The organism is Pseudomonas sp. EL_65y_Pfl2_R96 (assembly GCF_963970905.1).
In the GTDB taxonomy this organism is placed as follows: domain Bacteria; phylum Pseudomonadota; class Gammaproteobacteria; order Pseudomonadales; family Pseudomonadaceae; genus Aquipseudomonas.
In genome coordinates this window covers 23,176-43,855 of record NZ_CAXAQH010000042.1, presented here as the reverse complement: position 1 = coordinate 43,855, position 20,680 = coordinate 23,176, and the positions used below count along the sequence as shown (strand labels likewise).

Here is a 20,680-nt window from a genome sequence, read left to right as displayed (position 1 = left end):
TCAGTGATTGCACGGCACTGGCGATACCATCGCTGCCGTTGGCCAGGGTGTAGGTCCATTGGCCGCTGCTGTCCACGGCAATCGAGCCGAAGGCGCCGGTATTGGTTCCGGCAATGCTCCAGGTGGCCGTGGCATCGTGATCGATGTCGGCCGAGCTGAACTGGCCACTGACGCTGAGGCTGGTGTCTTCCTGCACCGCGCCCACATCATTGCCGGTCACAAAACTGAGCACCGGCGCGTCGTTGCTGCCGGTGACGGTGACGGTGACCAGCTGGGTATCGACGCCGCCGAGGCCATCGCTGACCTGCACACTGAACACTTCGTCGTGACTCTCGCCAGCCTTCAGCGATTGCACCGCACTGGCGATACCATCGCTGCCGTTGGCCAAGGTGTAGGTCCACTGGCCGCTGCTGTCGACGGCGATCGAGCCGTAGGTTCCAGTTGCCGAGCCATTGATGGACCAGCTGGCGGTGGCATCGTGGTCGATGTCGGCTGAACTGAACTGGCCACTGACGCTGAGCGTGGTGTCTTCCTGCACGTTGCCGGCATCATTGCCGGTCACAAAACTGAGCACCGGCGCATCGTTGCTGCCGCTGACGGTGACAGTCACCAGCTGAGTCTTGACGCCGCCGAGGCCATCGCTGACCTGCACGCTGAACACCTCGTCATGACTCTCGCCGGCCTTCAGTGATTGCACCGCACTGGCGATGCCATCGCTGCCGTTGGCCAGGGTGTAAGTCCACTGGCCGCTGCTGTCGACGGCGATCGAGCCATAGGTTCCAGTTGGCGAGCCATTGATGGTCCAGGTGGCGGTGGCCGCGTGATCGATGTCGGTCGAGCTGAACTGGCCACTGACGCTGAGGCTGGTGTCTTCCTGCACCGCGCCCACATCATTGCCCGATGCGAAGCTGAGCACCGGCGCGTCGTTGCTGCCGCTGACGGTGATGCTGACAGTCTGAGTCGCCGAGGCGGCGTTAGCCGCGCCGCTGTCGTCGGTGGCGACTACGGCGTAGGAGAAGGTGATGGTTTCACCCGCGCCGAGGAAATCGAGGTTCTGGCTGCTGCTGTAGTTCCAGCTATCCTGATCGACCGAGAAACCGGCCACCAGTGCCGAGGCCATGCCCCCATTGAGCGTGCCGCCGCTCCAGGCGATGTCGTTGTTGGCGGTCTGCGACACGGTCACCGTGTCGGTGCTGTCCAGATCGGTAAAACTCAGGGCGCCGCTGTCGCTCAGCGTGGCCGTGCCGTTGCCTTCGTTCATCGCCCCGGTGCTGTCGGCAATCGTCAGCGTCGGCCGGTCGTTGGTGCCGGTAATGATGATGGTCACGGTCTGCATCGCGCCGTCGCCGATCGCCACGTTATAGGTCTGGATGCGGGTCTGGCCTTCGCCGAGGAACTGCAGGGCGGTGTTGTTTACCGCGAAGTTCCAGCCCAGTGAGCCGCTGCCCGTGCCGGTGCTGTCGCTCAGCGGGTTGGTGGTGAAGCTGCCCAGGTAGCCGGAAGCGCCCGGCGTGACGCTGACGCTGTGGGTGTCAATCAGGTCGACATCGGTGAAGGTGATGCTGCCGCTGGCCGCGTAGTGGCCGCTGTCTTCCTCGACATTGCCGGCCTGTACGCCGCTGGTGATCTGTACCTGGTCGTTGGTGCCGGTGATAGTAATGGTCACGGTCTGTACCGTGCCGTCGCCGATCGCCACGTTATAGGTCTGGGTGAGGGTCTGGCCTTCGCCCAGGAACTGCAGGGCGGCGTTGTCTACCGCGAAGTGCCAGCCCAGCGAACCGCTGCCGGTTCCGGTGCTGTCGTGCAGTGGATCTGTAGTGAAGCTGCCCAGGTAGCCGGAAGCGCCCGGCGTGACGGTGACGCTGTGGGTGTCGATCAGGTCGGCGTCGGTGAAGGTGATGCTGCCATTGGCAGCGTAGTCGCCACTGTCTTCCTTGGCATCGCCGGCTTGCACGCCGCTGGTGATGTGCACCTGGTCGTTGGTACCGGTGATGGTGATGGTCACACTCTTCGTTGTCGACGAGCCATGCCCATCATTGACGGTGACCACATAGGTTTCGATAGCCGTCTGACCCTGGGCCAGGTACTGGGCTGCCGCATTATTCACGGTGTAAGTCCAGTTAACGGTGCCGTTGGCCGCATTGGCCGCTTCTATGACAGAGGCAAGGGCGAAGTTGCCCAGCGCTGTGGTATTGCCTCCTGCCGCCGCGAAAGAGGCGGTATGCGTGTCGCTCAGATCTACGTCGTTAAACGCAATCGTACCCGTCGTGCTCAGCGAGTCGGTCGTGCTCGGCGTCGTGGTCGCATCTTCGGTTACGGTGCCGGCCTGTGCGCCGAGGCTCATCGTCACGCTGTCATTCACACCCGCGAATTGCACCTGTGCAGTGGCCCAGCTGAGGGTGCCGTTGCCGAGACGAATCGCATACGTAAAGCTGTCCGTCAGGGACCCTCCAGCCGCAAGCGCCTGAAGTTGGGCCTTGAAAGTCGTCGACAGCGTAGCGGCGTCATAGCCGACCTTGCCATCCGACGTAATCCAGATCTTTGCCCCATTGAGGCTGGTGTCGGTACTCGTCGCCTCAATTCTGCTCGTGTCCTGGACCAGCAGATCGGCCGGAGCATAAACCTTGGTGGCGGTAGAAAGACTGGTCGCATTATCGAGTGACCAGAGTGTCTTTGCGTTGCCACCGAGGTCATTGGACATGACGTTCAGGTACACGACTCCCAGCAGGTTCTCAGTGATGGTCGCGCTGCCCGTGCCAATGACACCGGTAGTGAAAATGTCGTCCTTCGCCTGCGGTGTGTTGGAAAACGAAGTATCGGTGCCGCCGCAAGTTGTGGTGGTGGTAGCCATGTCTTTCTCCCGAGAATTTTTTTTTATTTGAATCGCCAGGGACTGCAAACAGGACGAAGTCCCGTGCTTGTGCCGCTCAGGGTGTTCAGGAGCGGTGCGAGGCGACCGCCGGACATCGTCGGCCGTCCGGGCCCGACGGAATAGGCGCTGCGGGCAGAGGGACGCTGGTGTCGCGGGGGTGAAAAAGTTCGCCGCACTTGAGGAGCGAATCGCAGGAGCTGTTGGGCGACCGTGGGCCCAAGCCTGGGGTTGCGTTGCGCATGGCGCGCAATAATCTGAGAGTACCCATATGGCAGGGACCCCTGAAGTGATAGCTGGGTGAGGCCGTGTTTTGGTGCAGCACTGACTCAGGAATACGGCCTTATCTGATATCAGTTTGATGTGTGTTTAGTTGTGGGGTCAGGCTTTGTAAAGGTGTTAACTGAAGGTAACAGGATGAAGTGCCAATATTCCGACAGGTGGGTGTTTTGGTGTCAATATTATGTCGATTTGTTTTTGGCGAAGGGGGCATGGGCACTCAGCACTGGCGGGGCTTGAATGAGCTGAAACCCAAGCGGGGCATGGGCTGGCCGAGTCGCGGGGCTCTTGGAAATCATCAGATTTCAGCGCTCAGCTGTTAAAAGGCTTCGCCAGAGCGTTCTTTCTGGTGGGTTTTTTTCATGCCCGAACCACCCGACGACTGCATGGGAAGCCTGTGATGACAGCCAAATACGCGATTACACGCCCGCCGCTTCAAGGGAACGCGACTACTGGCCGATAACCCGAGCGGTCGTTGTGATTTTCGTCACTGGCGGCTGGCAATCGTCATCACGGGTTTGTGCGAAATTGCTTGATAGCCGATGGCCTCCCGCTATCATCTGCGCGCCAAAAGGACCGCGAAGCTGAGCTCGCCCGTGTCGTGCCTTTGGATTGTTCTTCTTAATTTGTCTGGAAATCTTCGATGCTGTCGTATCACCAAAAAAGCTTTCTGATCGTCGATGATTTCTCGGATTTCCGCAGTTCCGTCAGGTCCATGCTGCGGGAGCTGGGCGTCAAGGACGTCGACACCGCCGATACCGGCGAACAGGCGCTGCGCATGTGCTCGCAGAAGTCCTATGACTTCATCCTGCAGGATTTCCACCTGGGCGATGGCAAGAAGAACGGTCAGCAGGTGCTCGAAGACCTGATGATCGAGAAGCTGATCAGCCATGAAAGTGTGTTTGTCATGGTCACGGCAGAAACCAGCCAGGCCATGGTGCTCAGCGCGTTGGAGCACGAACCCGACGCATACCTGACCAAGCCGTTCAACCGTTCGGGCCTGGCCCAGCGCCTGGAACGACTGGAACAGCGCAAGACCTTGCTCAAACCGATCCTGCAAGCCCTTGACCGGGGCAAGCCGGTTGAAGTGCTCAATGCCTGTATTGCCCTGTGCAAACAGGACATTCGTTATTCGCCGTTGTGCCTGCGTTACCGCGCCGATGCGTTGCGCGACTTGAACCAGAACGAAGCGCTGGAGCGCTTGTACGACAGCATTCTGGCGGATCGTCCTTTGCCGTGGGCGTTTGCCGGGCTGGGCCAGTTGCTGTTCAAGCGCGGCCAGGTCAGCCAGGCCAAAGGCATCTACGAAAAAGCCTTGAAAGTCTTCCCGATGATGCCGGCCCTCTACGACGGCATGGCCGACGTGCTGGTCGCCGAAGGCGACACCAAAGCGGCGCAGAAAGTGTTGGAGGAGGCTATTCGCCTGTCGCCGCTGGCGGTGCGCCGGCAAGCGTTGCTGGGCAAACTGGCAATGACCAACGAAGATTTCGACACCGCCTCCAAAGCCTATCGCCAGGCCGTGAATCAAGGGGCGCAATCGCGTTTCAAGGATGCGGAAAGCAATCTCGGCCTGGCCCACGCCTTGATCAGCAAGGGCGCGGAAAAGGGCCTGGACACCCGGACCCGCCTTGAAATCAATACGACGCTGAGTGCGGTGGCGAAGGAGAACCCCTCCGACCCCGGCTTGCAGATTCGTGCGCGCCTGATGAAGGCCACCAGCCTGCTGCTCAACGATGCCGAAACCGCCGAGAAGCTCACCGAGCAAGCGATGATGCGCCTCGATGGCATGGAGCAATTCATGAGTGCCGAAGCGGCGCTGCTGGTGGCCAAGCAGCTGCAAATGCTGGGGCAGGCGAGTGCCGGCGCCTCGATGCTGAAAAACTGCGCGGAAATCTACGGCGACGATCCGACTGTGATGAAGGGCATCGCCAAGCTGACCGACGACCCGACCATCCTCAATTCCGGTAATGCGGCTGCCGACCTCAACCGCCAGGGCGTGCGGGTGTACAAGACCGGCAACCTGGTGGAAGCCCGGGATGTGTTCCGCAAAGCCCTGGCGTTGCAGCCGAAGAACATCAGTATTGCCCTGAACATGGCGCAGTCGCTGCTGCATGGCACCGACACCAGCGTGCCGTCGGCGGAGCTGGAAGAATGCCGGGCATGCTTGAAAACGGTCGGCCTGATGCCCGATACCGACGCGCGTTATCCGCGCTACGAGAAACTGAAAATCAAGGCGTTCGGCGAATGATCAACAGCGAACCGTCACTCGACTTCTCCACGGTGATTGCCTCCACCGTGCATGATATGAAGAACTCTCTGGCCATGCTGATGCAGGCTCACAGCCAATGGCTGGCGCGTTTGCCCGACCCTGAGCGGCATACGCCGGAGCAGGGCGTCATCGAGTTCGAGTTCGCCCACCTCAATGGCATGTTGGTGCAGTTGCTGGGGCTGTACAAACTCGGCGTCAACCAGATGCCGTTGCAGCCGGCCTACCATGAGCTGGATGATTTCATCGAGGCGCAACTGGCGGCTCATCAAGAAGTGTTCGCCAGCCGCGGCATTATCGCGACCTATGAAGTAGACCCGTTGAGCCCGCTGGGTTTCTTCGATCGGGAGCTGATTGCCTCGGTGCTCGCCAACAGCATCAACAACGCCATTCGTTACGCCCGGCATGCCTTGTTGATCACCGTCAGCGATGAGGCGGGGCAACTGGTGCTGACCATCAACGACGATGGCGAGGGTTATCCACCCGAGATGATCGAGCGTCAGGCCGATTATGTGCAGGGCATCAACCACAGCAGTGGCAGCACAGGCCTGGGCCTGTACTTTGCCGGGCGGATTGCCGCCCTGCACCAGCGCAATGGCGTGGGCGGACGCACCGAAATCAGCAACGGTGGCCCATTGGGCGGCGGTGTGTTCAGCCTCTATCTCCCCTGAATCCCTGCGTACGCCGTCCCTGATTAGGAATACGCCCCGTAGGAGCTGCCGAAGGCTGCGATCTTTTGACTTTGCTTTTTAAAGGCAAGATCAAAAGATCGCAGCCTTCGGCAGCTCCTACGGGGGCCGTGTTGTCAGAGCAGATCGAGTTCCCACGGGAGCGCGGTTTTTTGTTGGATGCTGCTTGATATTCCGAACAGCCGGAGCCTATTTTGTACGGGTCGCCGTTCGCGGCTCGTACAACAACAAGGATTGCGTCATGACAACCGATGGCCAGCGTTCACTCGCGCAGCGATTGACGGGCATTGATGAGATTGAATGTGTCACGCCGGACCTGAACGGCGTACCACGCGGCAAGGTAATGACCGCCGAAGGTTTCCTCGAAGGGCGGCGTTTGCAAATGGCGCGGGGAGTGCTGTTGCAATGCATCATGGGTGGCTATCCGCCGGCGCGCTTTTACGGCAGTGATGATGGCGACCTGGCGCTGGTGCCTGATCCCGCGCAGATCCATCGCTTGCCCTGGAGCACGCAGCCTCGGGCGCTGGCCATTTGCGATGCGCAGGAACTGACCGGCGAGAATTCACATCTGTCGACCCGCGGCCAACTCAAGGCTGTGATCGCTCGCTACGCTGCCCTGGGGCTGGCGCCGGTGGTGGCGACCGAGCTGGAATTCTTCGTCTTCGCGCCCAATCCCGATCCGACGCAACCCTTTCAGCCGCCGGTAGGCCTGGACGGTCGTCGCGAGGACGGTCATTCGGCGTTCAGCATCAGCTCCAATAACGGCTTGCGGCCATTCTTCACAGAAGTCTACGCAGGCATGGCGGCGCTGGGATTGCCGCGTGATACCTTCATGCACGAGATGGGCGTCAGCCAGTTCGAGATCAACCTGCTGCACGGCGATCCGTTGCTGCTGGCCGACCAGACGTTGCTGTTCAAGCATCTGCTCAAAGAAGTGGCGCTCAAGCATGGCCTGACCGTGGTCTGCATGGCCAAGCCGTTGGCGCACACGCCGGGCAGTTCGATGCATATCCATCAGAGCATCGTTGAGATCGGCACCGGGCGTAACGTGTTCAGTGACAAGGCTGGCGAGCCGACCGCGACCTTCCGTCATTTCATCGGTGGCCAGCAGGCCGGCCTGGCGGATTTCACCGCGCTGTTTGCGCCGAACGTGAACTCTTATCAGCGCCTGTGCCATCCTTATGCGTCGCCGAATAATGCTTGCTGGTCCCACGACAATCGCGCCGCCGGACTGCGCATTCCGGCCAGCTCACCGGTCGCTCGTCGGGTCGAGAATCGCTTGCCGGGGGCCGATGCCAATCCGTATCTGGCGATCGCCGCGAGCCTGGCGTCGGGGCTGTATGGCATCGAGAACAAGCTGGAGCCGGGCGAGGCAGTTCAGGGCGAATTCGTGGTGCCGGATAATCTTTCGCTGCCGTGTACCTTGCATGCCGCTCTTGAACGTCTGAAGCGTAGCCAATTGGCAAAGGAACTGTTCGGCAAGGAGTTCATCGAAGGCTACATCGCTTCGAAGACCATGGAATTGACCAGCTTCCTTGATGAAATTACTCCCTGGGAACGGCGTGTTCTAGCAGCCCAGGCCTGACGATCTGTCGCCATCGGGCTATCGTTTGTCGATAGCCCGATACTCACTGCAAGGAGCCGCTCGGAACGCCGATGCGCCAAATCCTGAAATCCTTTCGAGGGCTTTATTTCGCTTCGCTGATGATGTTGATCGGCTCGGGCCTGTTGAGTACTTACCTTGCACTGCGCCTGGCGGCCGATAAAGTCGACAGCCTGTGGGTCGGCGCGTTGATGGCGGCCAACTATTTCGGCCTGGTGCTGGGCGGCAAGATCGGCCATCGGCTGATTGCCCGGGTCGGGCATATTCGGGCCTATTCGGCCTGCGCCGGGATTGTCGGCGCGGCAGTGCTGGGCCATGGCCTGGTGGACTGGTTGCCTGCGTGGCTGTTTCTGCGGGTGATCGTTGGCCTGGGCATGATGTGCCAGTACATGGTGATCGAAAGCTGGCTCAATGAGCAGGCAGAAGCCAATAAACGTGGAGTGGTGTTCAGCGGTTACATGATCGCCTCGTATCTGGGGCTGGTGTTGGGTCAGTTGATTCTGGTCATGCACCCGGGGCTGGGCCTGGAACTGCTGATGTTGGTCGCGCTGTGTTTCGCCCTGTGCCTGGTGCCGGTGGCCCTGACCCGGCGAATTCACCCGGCGCCTTTGCACCCGGCACCGATGGAACCGCGCTTCTTCATCAAGCGCGTGCCGCAGTCGCTGAGCACGGTGTTGGGGTCGGGGTTGATCGTCGGTTCGTTCTACGGCCTGGCACCGCTGTATGCCTCGCAACAAGGATTGTCCACCGAGCAGGTCGGTCTGTTCATGGGGAGCTGCATTTTTGCGGGCCTGGTGGTGCAGTGGCCGTTGGGTTGGCTGTCGGACCGCTATGACCGGGCGCTGTTGATTCGCAGTTTTGCATTTTGCCTGGCGCTGGCTGCGTTGCCGCTGGCGATTATGCCGAAGGTGCAGCTGGAAGTACTGTTCATCGCCGGGTTCCTCTGTTCATTGGTGCAGTTCTGCCTGTATCCGTTGGCGGTGGCGTTTTCCAATGACCACGTGGAGGGTGATCGCCGGGTGTCGCTGACGGCGATGCTGTTGGTGACCTACGGTGTCGGCGCGAGTATCGGGCCGCTGGTGGCCGGGGTGTTGATGAAGTTGTTCGGCAGTCAGATGCTCTATGCCTTCTTCAGCTTCTTCGCCTTGGTGCTGGTCTGGCGAATCCGTCCGAAAGCGGTCACCAACCTGCATCAGGTGGACGATGCCCCGCTGCATCACGTGGCCATGCCGGACAGTATGGCAAGTTCACCACTGGTCGCTTGCCTTGACCCGCGTGTCGATGAGCAGGTGGTGCATGACCAGATGCAGAATCCGGTCAACCCTGAGGCTGACTTCAATCCAGATGCCGAGCCGGAAACCGAAGCTGCAACAGATTCGGAATCGTCAGACCCTGACGCGGGGCGCGAGCAAAGTTTTACCGAAGCAAGGCCTTGATCAAGGCATAAAAAAAACGGGCAGTCACCGCAAGGGACTGCCCGTTTTTTATGGGCGTGGCGTATCAGAAGTCGTCTTTATCGAAGCGTCGCGCTTCGCGCTGAAGCTGATAGACGAACCGCTCGACTTGCCGCTGCACCAGGCCACTCATGTTGTGAAAGCGCACGCCGGCGAAGGTGGTGTTGATCTTTTCTTCGAAGTGCAGGTAACGCAACTCGACCGGTGCCGTCATGCTGCCGAAGGGCAGGGCGGCGATGAAGCGGTCGTAGACCTGGCCCAGTTGCAGCCTGGTGGTGATGTCGCCTTCGAAGCGCAATTTGCAGCCAGTGGCGGAAATGTCCAGCAGCTTGCCGCCGATGGGCGACTTGAGTTTGTCCCCCCCCAGTTCGACATTCACCAGTTGTGCCAGCTTCAATGCGGCGCGGAAAGCATTGCGGCGCTGGTGGTAAACCACCTCATCGGGCAGTGCGCCACGGTAGCAGCGGCCATCGCCAGATTCGTCGATCGTCAGCGGGCCATTGCTTTCCCAAGCGATGCGCACACCTTCGTGGAAGCCTTCGACCTTGAACGGTTCGCCGGCCAGCAGAAAGCGTTCGCCGTCGCGGGGGATCATTTCGTCCAGGGCAATCATGTTGCTGTCACGGTCAACGTCCACCAGATAGCTCTGGAAGCGCTGGCTGCGCTCGTGGAACGTGATGATCAGCGGGTCATGGCTGTCTTGCAGCTGGCGCAGGTTGCCGGAGATTTCCAGGGGCGTAGTGAGCACCTTGGGTGGCTGCGGAGCATCTTCCGCGCTTAAGGCATTGGACACGGGGTATCAATCTCCAGACAAATATGACTACTGGCTGGCATTCTGCCAGCATGTTTCGCGTCTTGATAGGGCGTGCTCATTGAAAGGCTCAAGCCTGACTGAGCGGGCGTGGCTTGGCGAGCTTGGAGGTTGATCCGCGGGCATCGTAGAGCGCTGGCGGCTCGCCGCCGGTGAGGATTTTCAACTGGTTGGCCGTGGCGGCCTGCTGCACCAGAATCGACTGGCCATTGTTGGCATTGGCGGCCTGGCACTGGGCCAGGAGGTCGGTCAGCACGTCGCTCTGTCCCAGCAACTGTTCGCCAATGCTCGACTGGCTGGCGAGTTGCTCCAGGCCCTGGCGGTTGGTTGGCAGGTTGAGGCTGGCGAGGATTTCACTGCGCTTGCGGCCATGCTGTTCGAGCAAAATGATCAATGCCTGTTTATGCGCCAGAATTTCTTCGAGCAGTGGCATGTCGCGCCCGTGCAAGGCGAGGGACTCGGTTTGCAGGAGCTCCAGCAGTTGTTGTGCCGGGGCAAAGTCGTCGATGATCAATTGCAGTAAATGAGTGTCGTGCATGGCTGGCCTTGGGTTTTAAGCGTCCAAAAGCCTGGCGCGGGCCGTGGCCTAGCGCTGGGCTTCGAAGTTGAGCAGTTTGCTGGCTACACGGTTGCTGTCGACTTTATAGCTGCCATCGGCAATCGCTGCTTTCAACTCGGCCACGCGGGCGTTGTCGACGGCAGGCTGATCGCGCAGCTTGTCAGTGACCTTCTGCAACTGTTGAGCCTCATCACTGAGGTGTACCGATTCCCCGCTTTTGGTGGTACTGGCCTGTTCGGCCGGGGTATTCAGCGGCGTGGATTGGCCGGCTTCGACGGTTTCCTTCGCGGTGCTGGTACGCGTACTGCCCGTAAGTGACGAGGAGCTGTTTAAACGACTGAAATCGATGACCATGATAAAAAAAACCTCTGGGAATTTGGACGCTTGCCATGTTTTCGGCGATTCCCCGAAAAACTTTAGGCCCATTTATCAATGAGCTTGCATGCGCCAGCGCGCGTCCTGCATGCGGCACAGTTTAGGCAACAGCTATGGTCAGCGCCACATCTTCACGAACAGAGAGCCCTGCATGGTCGCTCACATAGAAACCTCTACCTGACCGGGCGCGGTGACTTGCGCCTTGATGACCCGCTGGGAGTTAAGGTTCTTCACGCGAATCTGTTCGCGCAGACCGCCGTTGGACAGCGCTTCACCCGGCATGCGCACACTGAGCGTACCACTGCGGGCAGTAATCACCACCTGGTCGCCCTTGCGAATCACTTCCGCCTGTTCGAGGTGCACCAGGGTGATGATCTGATCGGCGACCATTGGTCGGGTAAGTCTTTGTCCGATCGCCTCATCGACAGAGGTCAGAAAACCCTGGTTTATCAGGCTGATATCGCGCTCGCGCAGGGTCACGTCCTGAGGTTCGATAATCCCTGTGCGCTTGAGGGGACGAGTGGTGGTCACGATGTCGCGAAACAGCTTTACTTGAGCGGGCACGAAGATTGTCCAGGGCGAGGCGCCCTCACAGCGAACCTTGACCGTGACCCGGCCCAGAGGCCTTGCCGGGCTCTCGAGGGTGGCTGTCAATTCCCTGTCGCACATGGGCATGCGCAGGCGCGGATCGAGCTGGTTGACTTGGATTTCGTAGCGGCCTTGCGTTTGACTGGTAGCCAGATAGTCCTCTACGGTGAATTCAAGAAAGCCCTGAGTGACGCCGATAAGCATGTCAGGCAAGGTAACCGTATCAGCAAGGGCAGGGCTGCCAGCGTTGAACAGGCAAACGGCCGACATCGCACAGAGCAATCTGTGGCAGGTTGATGTCAGGCGTCGGAAAAATGTCGGTTCTGTGTTCATAAGAGTTAAAAAGCAAGCGCCGTGCCGTTTAGTAATGAATGGGCGTCGCAACACACTTAGCGTTGGTGTAGGAGTCTGGGCATGGCTGGTGTAATGGATTCGGTGAACCAGCGCACGCAACTGGTAGGGCAGAATCGCCTTGAGCTGTTGTTGTTCCGTCTCGACGGCCAGCAGCTGTATGGGATCAACGTATTCAAGGTTCGTGAGGTGCTGCAATGCCCCAAGCTGACCCTGATGCCCAAGTCCAGTCCTGTCGTGTGCGGTGTGGCGAATATTCGGGGGGCGACCATTCCGATTCTGGATCTGGCGATGGCGACCGGTTCCGGTCGGTTGCTGGATCAAAGCAATCCCTTCGTGATCATCACGGAGTACAACACCAAGACCCAGGGTTTCCTGGTTCGATCGGTGGAGCGCATCGTCAACATGAACTGGGAGGAGATTCATCCGCCACCCAAGGGTACGGGACGCGATCACTACCTGACCGCTGTGACTCGGGTCGACAATCAGTTAGTCGAAATCATCGACGTCGAGAAGGTGCTGGCGGAAGTGGCGCCGACACCGGAATCGATTTCGATGGGCGTGGTGGATGTCGAGACTCAGCACAAGGCATTGTCCTTGCGGGTGTTGACGGTCGATGACTCGTCGGTGGCGCGCAAGCAGGTATCCCGTTGCCTGCAAACGATCGGCGTCGAAGTGGTGGCGTTGAACGACGGTCGGCAAGCGCTGGATTACCTGCGCAAACTGGCTGACGAGGGCAAGAAGCCGGAAGACGAGTTCCTGATGATGATTTCCGACATCGAGATGCCGGAAATGGACGGGTACACCCTGACAGCCGAGATCCGCGCCGACCCGCGCATGCAGAAGCTTCATATCATCCTGCACACTTCGTTGTCGGGTGTGTTCAATCAGGCGATGGTCAAGAAAGTCGGTGCCGATGACTTCCTGGCCAAGTTCCGTCCTGATGACTTGGCATCCCGGGTGGTCGACCGGATCAAAGCAGCAGATATCAGCTAGGGGCGCTTTGCCCCTGGCGGTCAACACGATTTAAGAGGCCGCATCATTGTCTACGGGTAATTTGGATTTCGAACAGTTCCGGGTCTTCCTGGAAAAAGCCTGTGGCATTTTGCTTGGTGAAAACAAGCAATACCTGGTCTCGAGCCGTCTCAACAAACTGATGGAGCAGCAGGGCATCAAATCGCTGAGTGAGCTGGTTCAGCGCATCCAGACCCAACCGCGCAGCGGTTTGCGCGAGATGGTGGTGGATGCCATGACCACCAACGAAACCCTGTGGTTTCGTGACACCTATCCGTTTGAAGTCTTGAAGAACAAGGTATTGCCTGAAGCGATCAAGGCAAGCCCCGGTCAACGCCTGAGGATCTGGTCGGCGGCGTGTTCGTCGGGTCAGGAACCGTATTCGCTGTCGATGTCCATCGATGAGTTCGAGCGAGTCAACATGGGTCAGTTGAAGATGGGCGTGCAGATCGTTGCCACGGATCTGTCCGGCACCATGCTGACCAACTGCAAGACCGGCGAGTACGACAGCCTGGCCATCGGCCGCGGCCTGTCGCCCGAGCGCCTTCAGCGTTACTTCGACCCCAAAGGGCCGGGGCGCTGGGTTATCAAGGCGCCGATAAAGAGTCGGGTGGAGTTTCGCTCGTTCAACCTGCTGGACAGCTACGCGAGCCTGGGCAAGTTCGACATCGTGTTTTGCCGCAACGTGCTGATCTACTTCTCCGCCGAGGTGAAGAAAGACATCCTGTTGCGCATTCACAGCACGCTCAAGCCCGGCGGTTATCTGTTCCTTGGCGCGTCCGAAGCGCTGAACGGTTTGCCGGATCATTACCAGATGGTCCAGTGCAGCCCGGGGATCATTTACAAGGCGAAGTGATTCGTTGACGGCATAAAAAAACGGGAGTCCTCAGGGGGCTCCCGTTTTTTTATGCCTGGGACATCACCACGCTCCCACAGGGGGATAAGTATTTCCCTTCAGAAGCGGCAGAAAAGCGGCAGGCGGCGGAAATCGGTTGCCGCTTTTCTGGCATTGCCGCCTTGCCCTTACCCGCAAAGCCCCGGTTTACGGGGATATTTGAATTGGCACGCCGCTTGCTATGTCCATCGTACGAAAAATCAGGTCACCCGAAGGTTTCCCGACATGAGCATCAGCTTCGATAAAGCGCTCGGTATCCACGAACAAGCCCTGGGCTTTCGCGCTCAGCGCGCCGAAGTCCTGGCCAACAACATCGCCAACGCCGACACCCCGAACTACAAGGCTCGGGATCTGGACTTCTCGAAAGTGCTCGCCGAGCAAAACGAGAAAACCAAAAACGGCAAGTTCGCCTTGAGCATGACCAACAGCCGTCATATCGAAGCTGAAGGTCTGGGCAATGGCGACGAGTCGCTGATGTATCGCACGCCGATGCAGCCGTCGATCGACCAGAACACCGTGGACGCTCAACTGGAACAATCGAACTACGCGGAAAACGCGGTCAACTTCCAGGCCAGCTTCACCCTGCTCAACAGTAAATTCAAAGGGCTGGTGTCAGCCCTGCGCGGAGAGTAATTCATGTCTCTATCCAGTGTTTTCAACATTGCCGGTAGCGGCATGAGTGCCCAGACCACTCGCTTGAACACCGTCGCCAGTAACATCGCCAACGCCGAGACCGTTTCGTCGAGCATCGATCAGACCTACCGCGCCCGTCACCCGGTGTTCGCCACCATGTTCCAGGGCGGTCAGAGCGGCGGCAGTGATTCGCTGTTCCAGAACCAGGATGCGGCCGGTCAAGGCGTGCAAGTGCTGGGCGTGGTCGAAGACCAGAGCAACCTTGAAGCGCGCTACGAGCCGAACCATCCGGCCGCTGATGCCAAGGGCTACGTCTACTACCCGAACGTCAACGTCGTCGAAGAAATGGCCGACATGATTTCCGCGAGCCGTTCGTTCCAGACCAACGCCGAAATGATGAACACCGCCAAAACCATGATGCAGAAGGTCCTGACCCTCGGTCAGTGATAAGGGGCGATTCACATGAGCGTTACCGATACCACCAGTAGTTTGAGCCTCACTGACATCCTGGCCAACTCTTCGGTCAAGACCAGCAGCACCACCGATAGCCTGTCTTCTGCGACCAGTAGCGCGACGGGCAATCAGGCATTGGGCAAGGACGCGTTCCTGCAGTTGCTGGTGACACAGCTCAAGAACCAGAACCCGCTCGATCCTCAGGATAACACCGCGTTCGTGGCACAGCTGGCGCAGTTCAGCAGCCTGGAAGGCATTACCACGCTCAACGACACGGTCACCAGCCTTGCCAGCAGCTACAGCTCGTCGCAAGCCTTGCAGGCTTCTTCGCTGGTGGGCCGTTCGGTTATCGCGCAGACCGACACCGCCGTGGTCGATACCTCCAAGAGTCTCACCGGTACGGTCGTCGTGCCCTCGTCTGTGTCTGGGGTCACCATCAAAATCAACAACGCTGATGGTGAAACCGTTCGCACACTCGATCTGGGCAGCCAGAGTGCGGGCAATTCCAGCTTTACCTGGGACGGCAAGGACGATGCGGGCGCCGTGGCGACGGCGGGCACCTACACCTTCAGCGCGACGAGCACCATCGACAACACCAGCACCTCTCTGATTACTTACCTGCCGGCAACGGTTAACAGCGTGACCATCAGCCAGACCGGCGGTGAGTTGATGCTGAACCTGGCAGGCCTGGGCAGCGTTGCCCTGTCCAAAGTAGAAACCATTGGTATATAGAGCCGACTAACACGGCACAAAGGAGTGGAATATGTCTTTCAATATCGGCCTTAGCGGTCTCTATGCCGCCAACAAACAACTGGACGTGACCGGCAACAACATCGCCAACGTCGCGACCACCGGTTTCAAATCGTCCCGTGCAGAATTCGAAGACGTCTACTCGGCGACCAAACTGGGCACCGGTAGCAAGACCGTCGGCAATGGCGTGCGCCTGGCCAACGTTTCCCAGCAGTTCACCCAGGGCGACGTGAACAACACCGGCAACGTGCTGGACATGGGGATCCAGGGCTCGGGCTTTTTTGTACTGAGTAACAACGGTTCGTTGACCTATACCCGTGCTGGTACGTTCAAGACCGATAAGGATGGTTACATCACCAACAGCGACGGTACCGCTCGCCTGCAAGGTTATGGGGTGGATTCCAACGGCAAGATCGTCAACGGTGTGTTGACCGACCTGCGGATCGACACCTCCAACCTCTCGCCCAAGGCTACTACCGCGGTCAGTTCGACGATCAACCTGAATTCGACTGCGACAGATATCAATCAGGCTACTTCCCCATTCGATCCGACCGACGTTTCGACGTATACCAAGTCGTTCAGTACCTCTATCTATGATACCCAGGGCAACGCGCACACCATGGATCAGTACATGGTCAAGACGGCGGCCAATACCTGGCAGACCTACACCCTGGTCGACGGGCGTAACCCTGACGGTACTGCATACTCTGCGGCGACGCAGCCGTCAGCGACGATGACATTCAACTCCAGCGGCACGCTGACGGGTATCACTGTACCGGCTGCCAGCCCATTCACCGTCAGCGGCACGACGATTACCATGAAGGGGAGCGGGGCTGGCGCATGGGTTCCCGGTACTGTTACCAGTGGCGTGTGGACGGCAAACGGCGCAGCTGCAAACTCTGGGGGTATAGCGATCGATATGACGAATACTACCCAGTACAACGCCGATACCGCCCGTTCGCTGCCGACCCAGGATGGTTACGCCACTGGCCAGATCACCAACCTGACCATTGACGATACCGGTACCCTGTTCGCCAACTTCAGCAACAGCCAGAACAAGGCCATCGGTCAGGTCTCGCTGGCCAGCTTCACCAACGAACAAGGCTTGCAGGCAGTGGGTGGCACCAGCTGGAGGGAAACCTTCGCTTCGGGTATCCCGGGCTACGATGCACCGACTACCGGCACCCTGGGTTCGGTGGTTTCCAACTCTCTGGAAGAGTCCAACGTCAACCTGACCAACGAGCTGGTTGATTTGATCAAGGCCCAGAGTAACTACCAGGCCAACGCCAAGACCATCTCCACCCAGAGCACCATCATGCAGACCATCATTCAGATGACCTGATGCTTGATAGTGCTGCATAAGAAACCCCTCGCAAGAGGGGTTTTTTTTGCCTTGCAGAATCAAGATAAAAGACCTTAAAGGCAGGCAAAAGAAAACCCCCGACAAGCCAGAGGCTCATCGGGGGTTTCAGGTAAGCGCCGTGGAGCGCCTACCGGCTCAGCTTACTGGCAAGCTTCGCAATCCGGCTCGTCGATGGCGCACGCCTTCGGCACTGGCGCCGGACCGGCAGGCGCTGCCAGAACCGAATCTTCGCCGTGGTTGCCGCCGCTGGAAACAGCGTTCAGCTTACCGGTGTTGATGGTCGACTTCTCGGTGCTGGTCGCGGCCAGGGCACGGAGGTAGTAAGTGGTTTTCAGGCCACGGTACCAGGCCATGCGGTAGGTCACGTCGAGTTTCTTGCCCGAAGCGCCGGCGATGTACAGGTTCAGGGACTGAGCCTGGTCGATCCACTTCTGACGACGGCTGGCGGCGTCGACGATCCACTTGGTGTCCACTTCGAACGCAGTCGCGTAGAGCTCTTTGAGTTCTTGCGGGATGCGCTCGATCTGCTGCACCGAACCGTCGTAGTACTTCAGGTCGTTGATCATGACCGCGTCCCACAGACCGCGAGCCTTCAGGTCGCGAACCAGGTACGGGTTGATCACGGTGAATTCGCCCGACAGGTTCGATTTCACATAGAGGTTCTGGTAGGTCGGTTCGATCGACTGCGACACGCCAGTGATGTTGGCGATGGTCGCGGTCGGTGCGATGGCCATGATGTTGGAGTTACGAATGCCTTTCTGTACACGGGCACGAACCGGTGCCCAGTCCAGGGTTTCGTTCAGGTCAACGTCGATGTACTTCTGGCCACGCTGCTCGATCAGGATCTGTTGCGAATCCAGCGGCAGGATGCCTTTGGACCACAGCGAACCCTGGAACGTCTCGTAGGCGCCGCGCTCGTCAGCCAGGTCGCAGGAAGCCTGGATCGCGTAGTAGCTGACCGCTTCCATGGACTTGTCGGCGAACTCGACGGCAGCATCGGAACCGTAAGGGATGTGCTGCAGGTACAAAGCGTCCTGGAAGCCCATGATGCCCAGACCGACCGGACGGTGCTTGAAGTTGGAGTTCTTCGCTTGCGGCACCGAGTAGTAGTTGATGTCGATCACGTTATCGAGCATGCGCACGGCGGTGTTCACGGTGCGTTGCAGCTTGGCGGTGTCGAGCTTGCCGTCCACGATGTGGTTCGGCAGGTTGATCGAGCCCAGGTTGCAAACGGCGATCTCGTCCTTGTTGGTGTTCAAGGTGATCTCGGTGCACAGGTTCGAGCTGTGAACCACACCCACGTGCTGCTGCGGGCTGCGCAGGTTGCACGGGTCTTTGAAGGTCAGCCATGGGTGGCCGGTTTCAAACAGCATGGACAGCATTTTGCGCCACAGGTCTTTGGCCTGGATGGTCTTGAACAGCTTGATCTTGCCTGGGTACTCGGACAGGGCTTCGTAGTACTCGTAACGCTCTTCGAAGGCCTTGCCGGTCAGGTCGTGCAGGTCCGGCACTTCGGACGGCGAGAACAGGGTCCACTTGCCGTCATCGAAGACGCGCTTCATGAACAGGTCAGGGATCCAGTTGGCGGTGTTCATGTCGTGGGTACGACGACGGTCATCACCGGTGTTCTTGCGCAGTTCGATGAACTCTTCGATGTCCATGTGCCAGGTTTCCAGGTAGGCACAGACAGCGCCTTTGCGCTTGCCACCCTGGTTAACGGCGACGGCGGTGTCGTTCACGACTTTCAGGAACGGCACAACGCCCTGGGATTTGCCGTTGGTGCCCTTGATGTACGAGCCCAGCGCACGAACCGGCGTCCAGTCGTTGCCCAGGCCGCCCGCGAATTTGGACAGCATGGCGTTGTCGTGGATCGCGTGGTAGATGCCCGAAAGGTCATCCGGCACGGTGGTCAGGTAGCAGCTCGACAGCTGTGGACGCAGGGTGCCGGCGTTGAACAGGGTTGGAGTCGAAGACATGTAGTCGAAGGACGACAACAGGTTGTAGAACTCGATCGCACGGTCTTCTTTCTGCTTCTCTTCGATCGCCAGGCCCATGGCCACGCGCATGAAGAAAATCTGTGGCAGTTCGAAGCGGATACCGTCCTTGTGGATGAAGTAACGGTCGTACAGGGTTTGCAGGCCCAGGTAGGTGAACTGCTGATCGCGCTCGTGGTTGATCGCCTTGCCGAGTTTTTCCAGGTCGAAGGACGCCAGAACCGGGTTCAGCAATTCGAATTCGATACCTTTGGCGATGTACGCCGGCAGCGCCTTGGCGTACAGGTCGACCATTTCGTGGTGGGTCGCGCTCTCGGCGACGCCCAGGAAGTTCAGGCCTTCGGCACGCAGGGTGTCCATCAAAAGGCGGGCGGTCACGAACGAGTAGTTCGGCTCACGCTCGACCAGCGTACGGGCGGTCATCACCAGGGCGGTGTTGACGTCGGTCAGGGCCACGCCGTCGTACAGGTTTTTCAGGGTTTCGCGCTGGATCAGGTCGCCGTCGACTTCTTCCAGGCCTTCGCACGCTTCGGTGACGATGGTGTTCAGGCGGCCCATGTCCAGAGGTGCAAGGCTGCCATCGGCGCGGGTGATGCGGATCGACGGGTGAGCGTTGACCGCTTCTTCGGCCGGTGCGTGGGCTGCACGTTCTTTCGAACGACCGTCACGGTAGATCACGTAGTCGCGAGCCACTTTCTGCTCGCCGGCACGCATCAGGGCCAGTTCGACCTGGTCCTGGATTTCTTCGATGTGGATGGTGCCGCCCGATGGCATGCGACGCTTGAAGGTCGCGGTGACCTGTTCGGTCAGGCGGGCAACGGTATCGTGGATGCGCGACGAAGCGGCAGCGGTGCCGCCCTCAACTGCAAGAAACGCTTTGGTGATGGCGACGGTGATCTTGTCATCGGTGTAAGGAACGACAGTGCCGTTACGCTTGATCACGCGCAGCTGGCCAGGCGCGGTGGCGGACAGATCCGAATTCGAATCGGCGGCCTGCGGCAAGGTGCCCTGCGGGTTCTCGCGAGTTGTGTCGGTTTGCATGGGGGGTTGTCTCCACATTCTCTATGTTTGTTTGGGCACCATCACGGTGCCCACCGTTCTGTCCTGAAGCACTACAACCGGCGGGGGCCGGGCATACCAACTTCGGGACAGATCAGGAAGGGGCTATTGGGCGCCGCTTCCATGCCGAAGTCTTTGGTGTCACGCCTTGGGCCTGAAACCGAATTCCGTTTTGGGCGGCAGTAAATGACTGCAACACCCGTACCGTTATCGCCGTTTCGGGCTTAAAAACAGTAGCCATCCGCACGCGCGGTTTGGTCTTTCGAAAATACGTTTGGTTCAACCGGAAAGAGGCAATAAAAGCGCTTGAAATCGGTGTCCGGTTTGTGTTTGGTTTTTGGCATAAAACCCTACATGTAGGGTTTTTTTGGCGCCGAGGTACAAGATAATGCGTTTTGGAGGGTGTTGCAATGTACTACCTGTGGATAAACCTGTGCGTAAATTGTGTGTGAAAGAGGGAACAGGCGTGTAGGCCGCGACCTGGCTGGAGCCGACTGTTTTTCACTGATTTTCAGCGACAGAAAACAGTCATCCGGATTTTTAAGGGCGCGAACCCTATCACAAAAAACCGTTGTGTCCGAACGTATTTACCGGCTTGTGTTCCCGCCGTGCGACGTTTATACAATCGGCCAATGCAGATGCATTCTTATCCTCCCCAATCATTACAAAAAGACG

The 20,680-nt window shown here is 58.9% G+C and carries 16 protein-coding genes; 10 read left to right on the top strand and 6 right to left on the bottom strand.

Going from position 1 to position 20,680, the window contains the following annotated elements; translation table 11 throughout:
• A partial coding sequence (locus AACY49_RS27570) for a beta strand repeat-containing protein (RefSeq protein WP_339527453.1) occupies nt 1-2,851 on the bottom strand: 2,851 nt, incomplete at its 3' end.
• Between the two features lie 940 nt (nt 2,852-3,791).
• Here AACY49_RS27570 and AACY49_RS27565 point away from each other — a divergent pair.
• From AACY49_RS27565 to AACY49_RS27550, 4 genes are all read left to right on the top strand, one after another.
• The gene (locus tag AACY49_RS27565; RefSeq protein WP_320393616.1) at nt 3,792-5,396 is read left to right on the top strand and encodes a response regulator; all 1,605 of its coding nucleotides are present in this window, start codon (nt 3,792-3,794) and stop codon (nt 5,394-5,396) included.
• The gene (locus AACY49_RS27560) at nt 5,393-6,085 is read left to right on the top strand and encodes a sensor histidine kinase (RefSeq protein WP_339527452.1); all 693 of its coding nucleotides are present in this window, start codon (nt 5,393-5,395) and stop codon (nt 6,083-6,085) included. The genes AACY49_RS27565 and AACY49_RS27560 overlap by 4 nt, the downstream gene beginning before the upstream one ends.
• Before the next feature lie 361 nt (nt 6,086-6,446).
• Nucleotides 6,447-7,688 (top strand): glutamine synthetase family protein, encoded by a 1,242-nt coding sequence (locus AACY49_RS27555; RefSeq protein ID WP_339527454.1) that lies wholly within the window; start codon nt 6,447-6,449, stop codon nt 7,686-7,688.
• Nucleotides 7,689-7,759: 71 nt separating this feature from the next.
• Entirely contained in the window at nt 7,760-9,142 is a 1,383-nt protein-coding gene (locus AACY49_RS27550; protein WP_339527451.1) for an MFS transporter, read from the top strand.
• A 64-nt stretch (nt 9,143-9,206) separates the two neighbouring features.
• Here AACY49_RS27550 and AACY49_RS27545 read toward each other — a convergent pair whose 3' ends face one another.
• The 4 genes from AACY49_RS27545 to flgA form a co-directional block, all read right to left on the bottom strand.
• Complete coding sequence (locus AACY49_RS27545) at nt 9,207-9,953, bottom strand: flagellar brake protein (protein ID WP_258699514.1); 747 nt, start codon at nt 9,951-9,953, stop codon at nt 9,207-9,209.
• An 88-nt stretch (nt 9,954-10,041) separates the two neighbouring features.
• Complete coding sequence (locus AACY49_RS27540) at nt 10,042-10,509, bottom strand: flagella synthesis protein FlgN (RefSeq protein WP_339527450.1); 468 nt, start codon at nt 10,507-10,509, stop codon at nt 10,042-10,044.
• A gap of 48 nt (nt 10,510-10,557) precedes the next feature.
• The gene (flgM, locus tag AACY49_RS27535) at nt 10,558-10,884 is read right to left on the bottom strand and encodes a flagellar biosynthesis anti-sigma factor FlgM (protein ID WP_258699515.1); all 327 of its coding nucleotides are present in this window, start codon (nt 10,882-10,884) and stop codon (nt 10,558-10,560) included.
• 180 nt (nt 10,885-11,064) lie between these two features.
• Nucleotides 11,065-11,826 (bottom strand): flagellar basal body P-ring formation chaperone FlgA, encoded by a 762-nt coding sequence (gene flgA, locus AACY49_RS27530; protein WP_339527449.1) that lies wholly within the window; start codon nt 11,824-11,826, stop codon nt 11,065-11,067.
• A gap of 81 nt (nt 11,827-11,907) precedes the next feature.
• Between flgA and AACY49_RS27525 the strand changes: the two genes are divergently transcribed.
• The 6 genes from AACY49_RS27525 to flgE all read left to right on the top strand — a co-directional run bounded on the left by AACY49_RS27525 (nt 11,908) and on the right by flgE (nt 16,931).
• Entirely contained in the window at nt 11,908-12,840 is a 933-nt protein-coding gene (locus AACY49_RS27525) for a chemotaxis protein CheV (RefSeq protein ID WP_258699517.1), read from the top strand.
• Nucleotides 12,841-12,886: 46 nt separating this feature from the next.
• On the top strand, nt 12,887-13,714 hold the full coding sequence (cheR, locus tag AACY49_RS27520; protein ID WP_320393621.1) for a protein-glutamate O-methyltransferase CheR: 828 nt from the start codon (nt 12,887-12,889) through the stop codon (nt 13,712-13,714).
• Nucleotides 13,715-13,978: 264 nt separating this feature from the next.
• Entirely contained in the window at nt 13,979-14,386 is a 408-nt protein-coding gene (gene flgB, locus AACY49_RS27515) for a flagellar basal body rod protein FlgB (RefSeq protein WP_007937506.1), read from the top strand.
• A 3-nt stretch (nt 14,387-14,389) separates the two neighbouring features.
• Nucleotides 14,390-14,833, top strand: a complete 444-nt coding sequence (flgC, locus tag AACY49_RS27510; RefSeq protein ID WP_007937507.1) for a flagellar basal body rod protein FlgC — start codon at nt 14,390-14,392, stop codon at nt 14,831-14,833.
• A 15-nt stretch (nt 14,834-14,848) separates the two neighbouring features.
• A complete protein-coding gene (gene flgD, locus AACY49_RS27505) occupies nt 14,849-15,571 on the top strand; it encodes a flagellar hook assembly protein FlgD (RefSeq protein ID WP_258699519.1) in 723 nt (240 codons plus the stop codon).
• A gap of 31 nt (nt 15,572-15,602) precedes the next feature.
• Complete coding sequence (gene flgE / locus AACY49_RS27500; protein WP_258699520.1) at nt 15,603-16,931, top strand: flagellar hook protein FlgE; 1,329 nt, start codon at nt 15,603-15,605, stop codon at nt 16,929-16,931.
• A gap of 161 nt (nt 16,932-17,092) precedes the next feature.
• On the opposite strand, the gene AACY49_RS27495 is transcribed toward flgE, so the two are convergent.
• Nucleotides 17,093-19,987, bottom strand: a complete 2,895-nt coding sequence (locus AACY49_RS27495; protein ID WP_339527448.1) for a ribonucleoside-diphosphate reductase subunit alpha — start codon at nt 19,985-19,987, stop codon at nt 17,093-17,095.
• Nucleotides 19,988-20,680: the final 693 nt, after the last annotated feature.

Bases quoted from the DNA above. Each gene is read 5' to 3' on its own strand.
- AACY49_RS27565 (WP_320393616.1), top strand. From the start codon at position 3,792: ATGCTGTCGTATCACCAAAAAAGCTTTCTGATCGTCGATGATTTCTCG.
- AACY49_RS27560 (WP_339527452.1), top strand. From the start codon at position 5,393: ATGATCAACAGCGAACCGTCACTCGACTTCTCCACGGTGATTGCCTCC.
- AACY49_RS27555 (WP_339527454.1), top strand. From the start codon at position 6,447: ATGACCGCCGAAGGTTTCCTCGAAGGGCGGCGTTTGCAAATGGCGCGG.
- AACY49_RS27550 (WP_339527451.1), top strand. From the start codon at position 7,760: ATGCGCCAAATCCTGAAATCCTTTCGAGGGCTTTATTTCGCTTCGCTG.
- AACY49_RS27540 (WP_339527450.1), bottom strand. From the start codon at position 10,509: ATGCACGACACTCATTTACTGCAATTGATCATCGACGACTTTGCCCCG.
- flgM (WP_258699515.1), bottom strand. From the start codon at position 10,884: ATGGTCATCGATTTCAGTCGTTTAAACAGCTCCTCGTCACTTACGGGC.
- flgA (WP_339527449.1), bottom strand. From the start codon at position 11,826: ATGAACACAGAACCGACATTTTTCCGACGCCTGACATCAACCTGCCAC.
- AACY49_RS27525 (WP_258699517.1), top strand. From the start codon at position 11,908: ATGGCTGGTGTAATGGATTCGGTGAACCAGCGCACGCAACTGGTAGGG.
- flgB (WP_007937506.1), top strand. From the start codon at position 13,979: ATGAGCATCAGCTTCGATAAAGCGCTCGGTATCCACGAACAAGCCCTG.
- flgC (WP_007937507.1), top strand. From the start codon at position 14,390: ATGTCTCTATCCAGTGTTTTCAACATTGCCGGTAGCGGCATGAGTGCC.
- flgD (WP_258699519.1), top strand. From the start codon at position 14,849: ATGAGCGTTACCGATACCACCAGTAGTTTGAGCCTCACTGACATCCTG.
- flgE (WP_258699520.1), top strand. From the start codon at position 15,603: ATGTCTTTCAATATCGGCCTTAGCGGTCTCTATGCCGCCAACAAACAA.
- AACY49_RS27495 (WP_339527448.1), bottom strand. From the start codon at position 19,987: ATGCAAACCGACACAACTCGCGAGAACCCGCAGGGCACCTTGCCGCAG.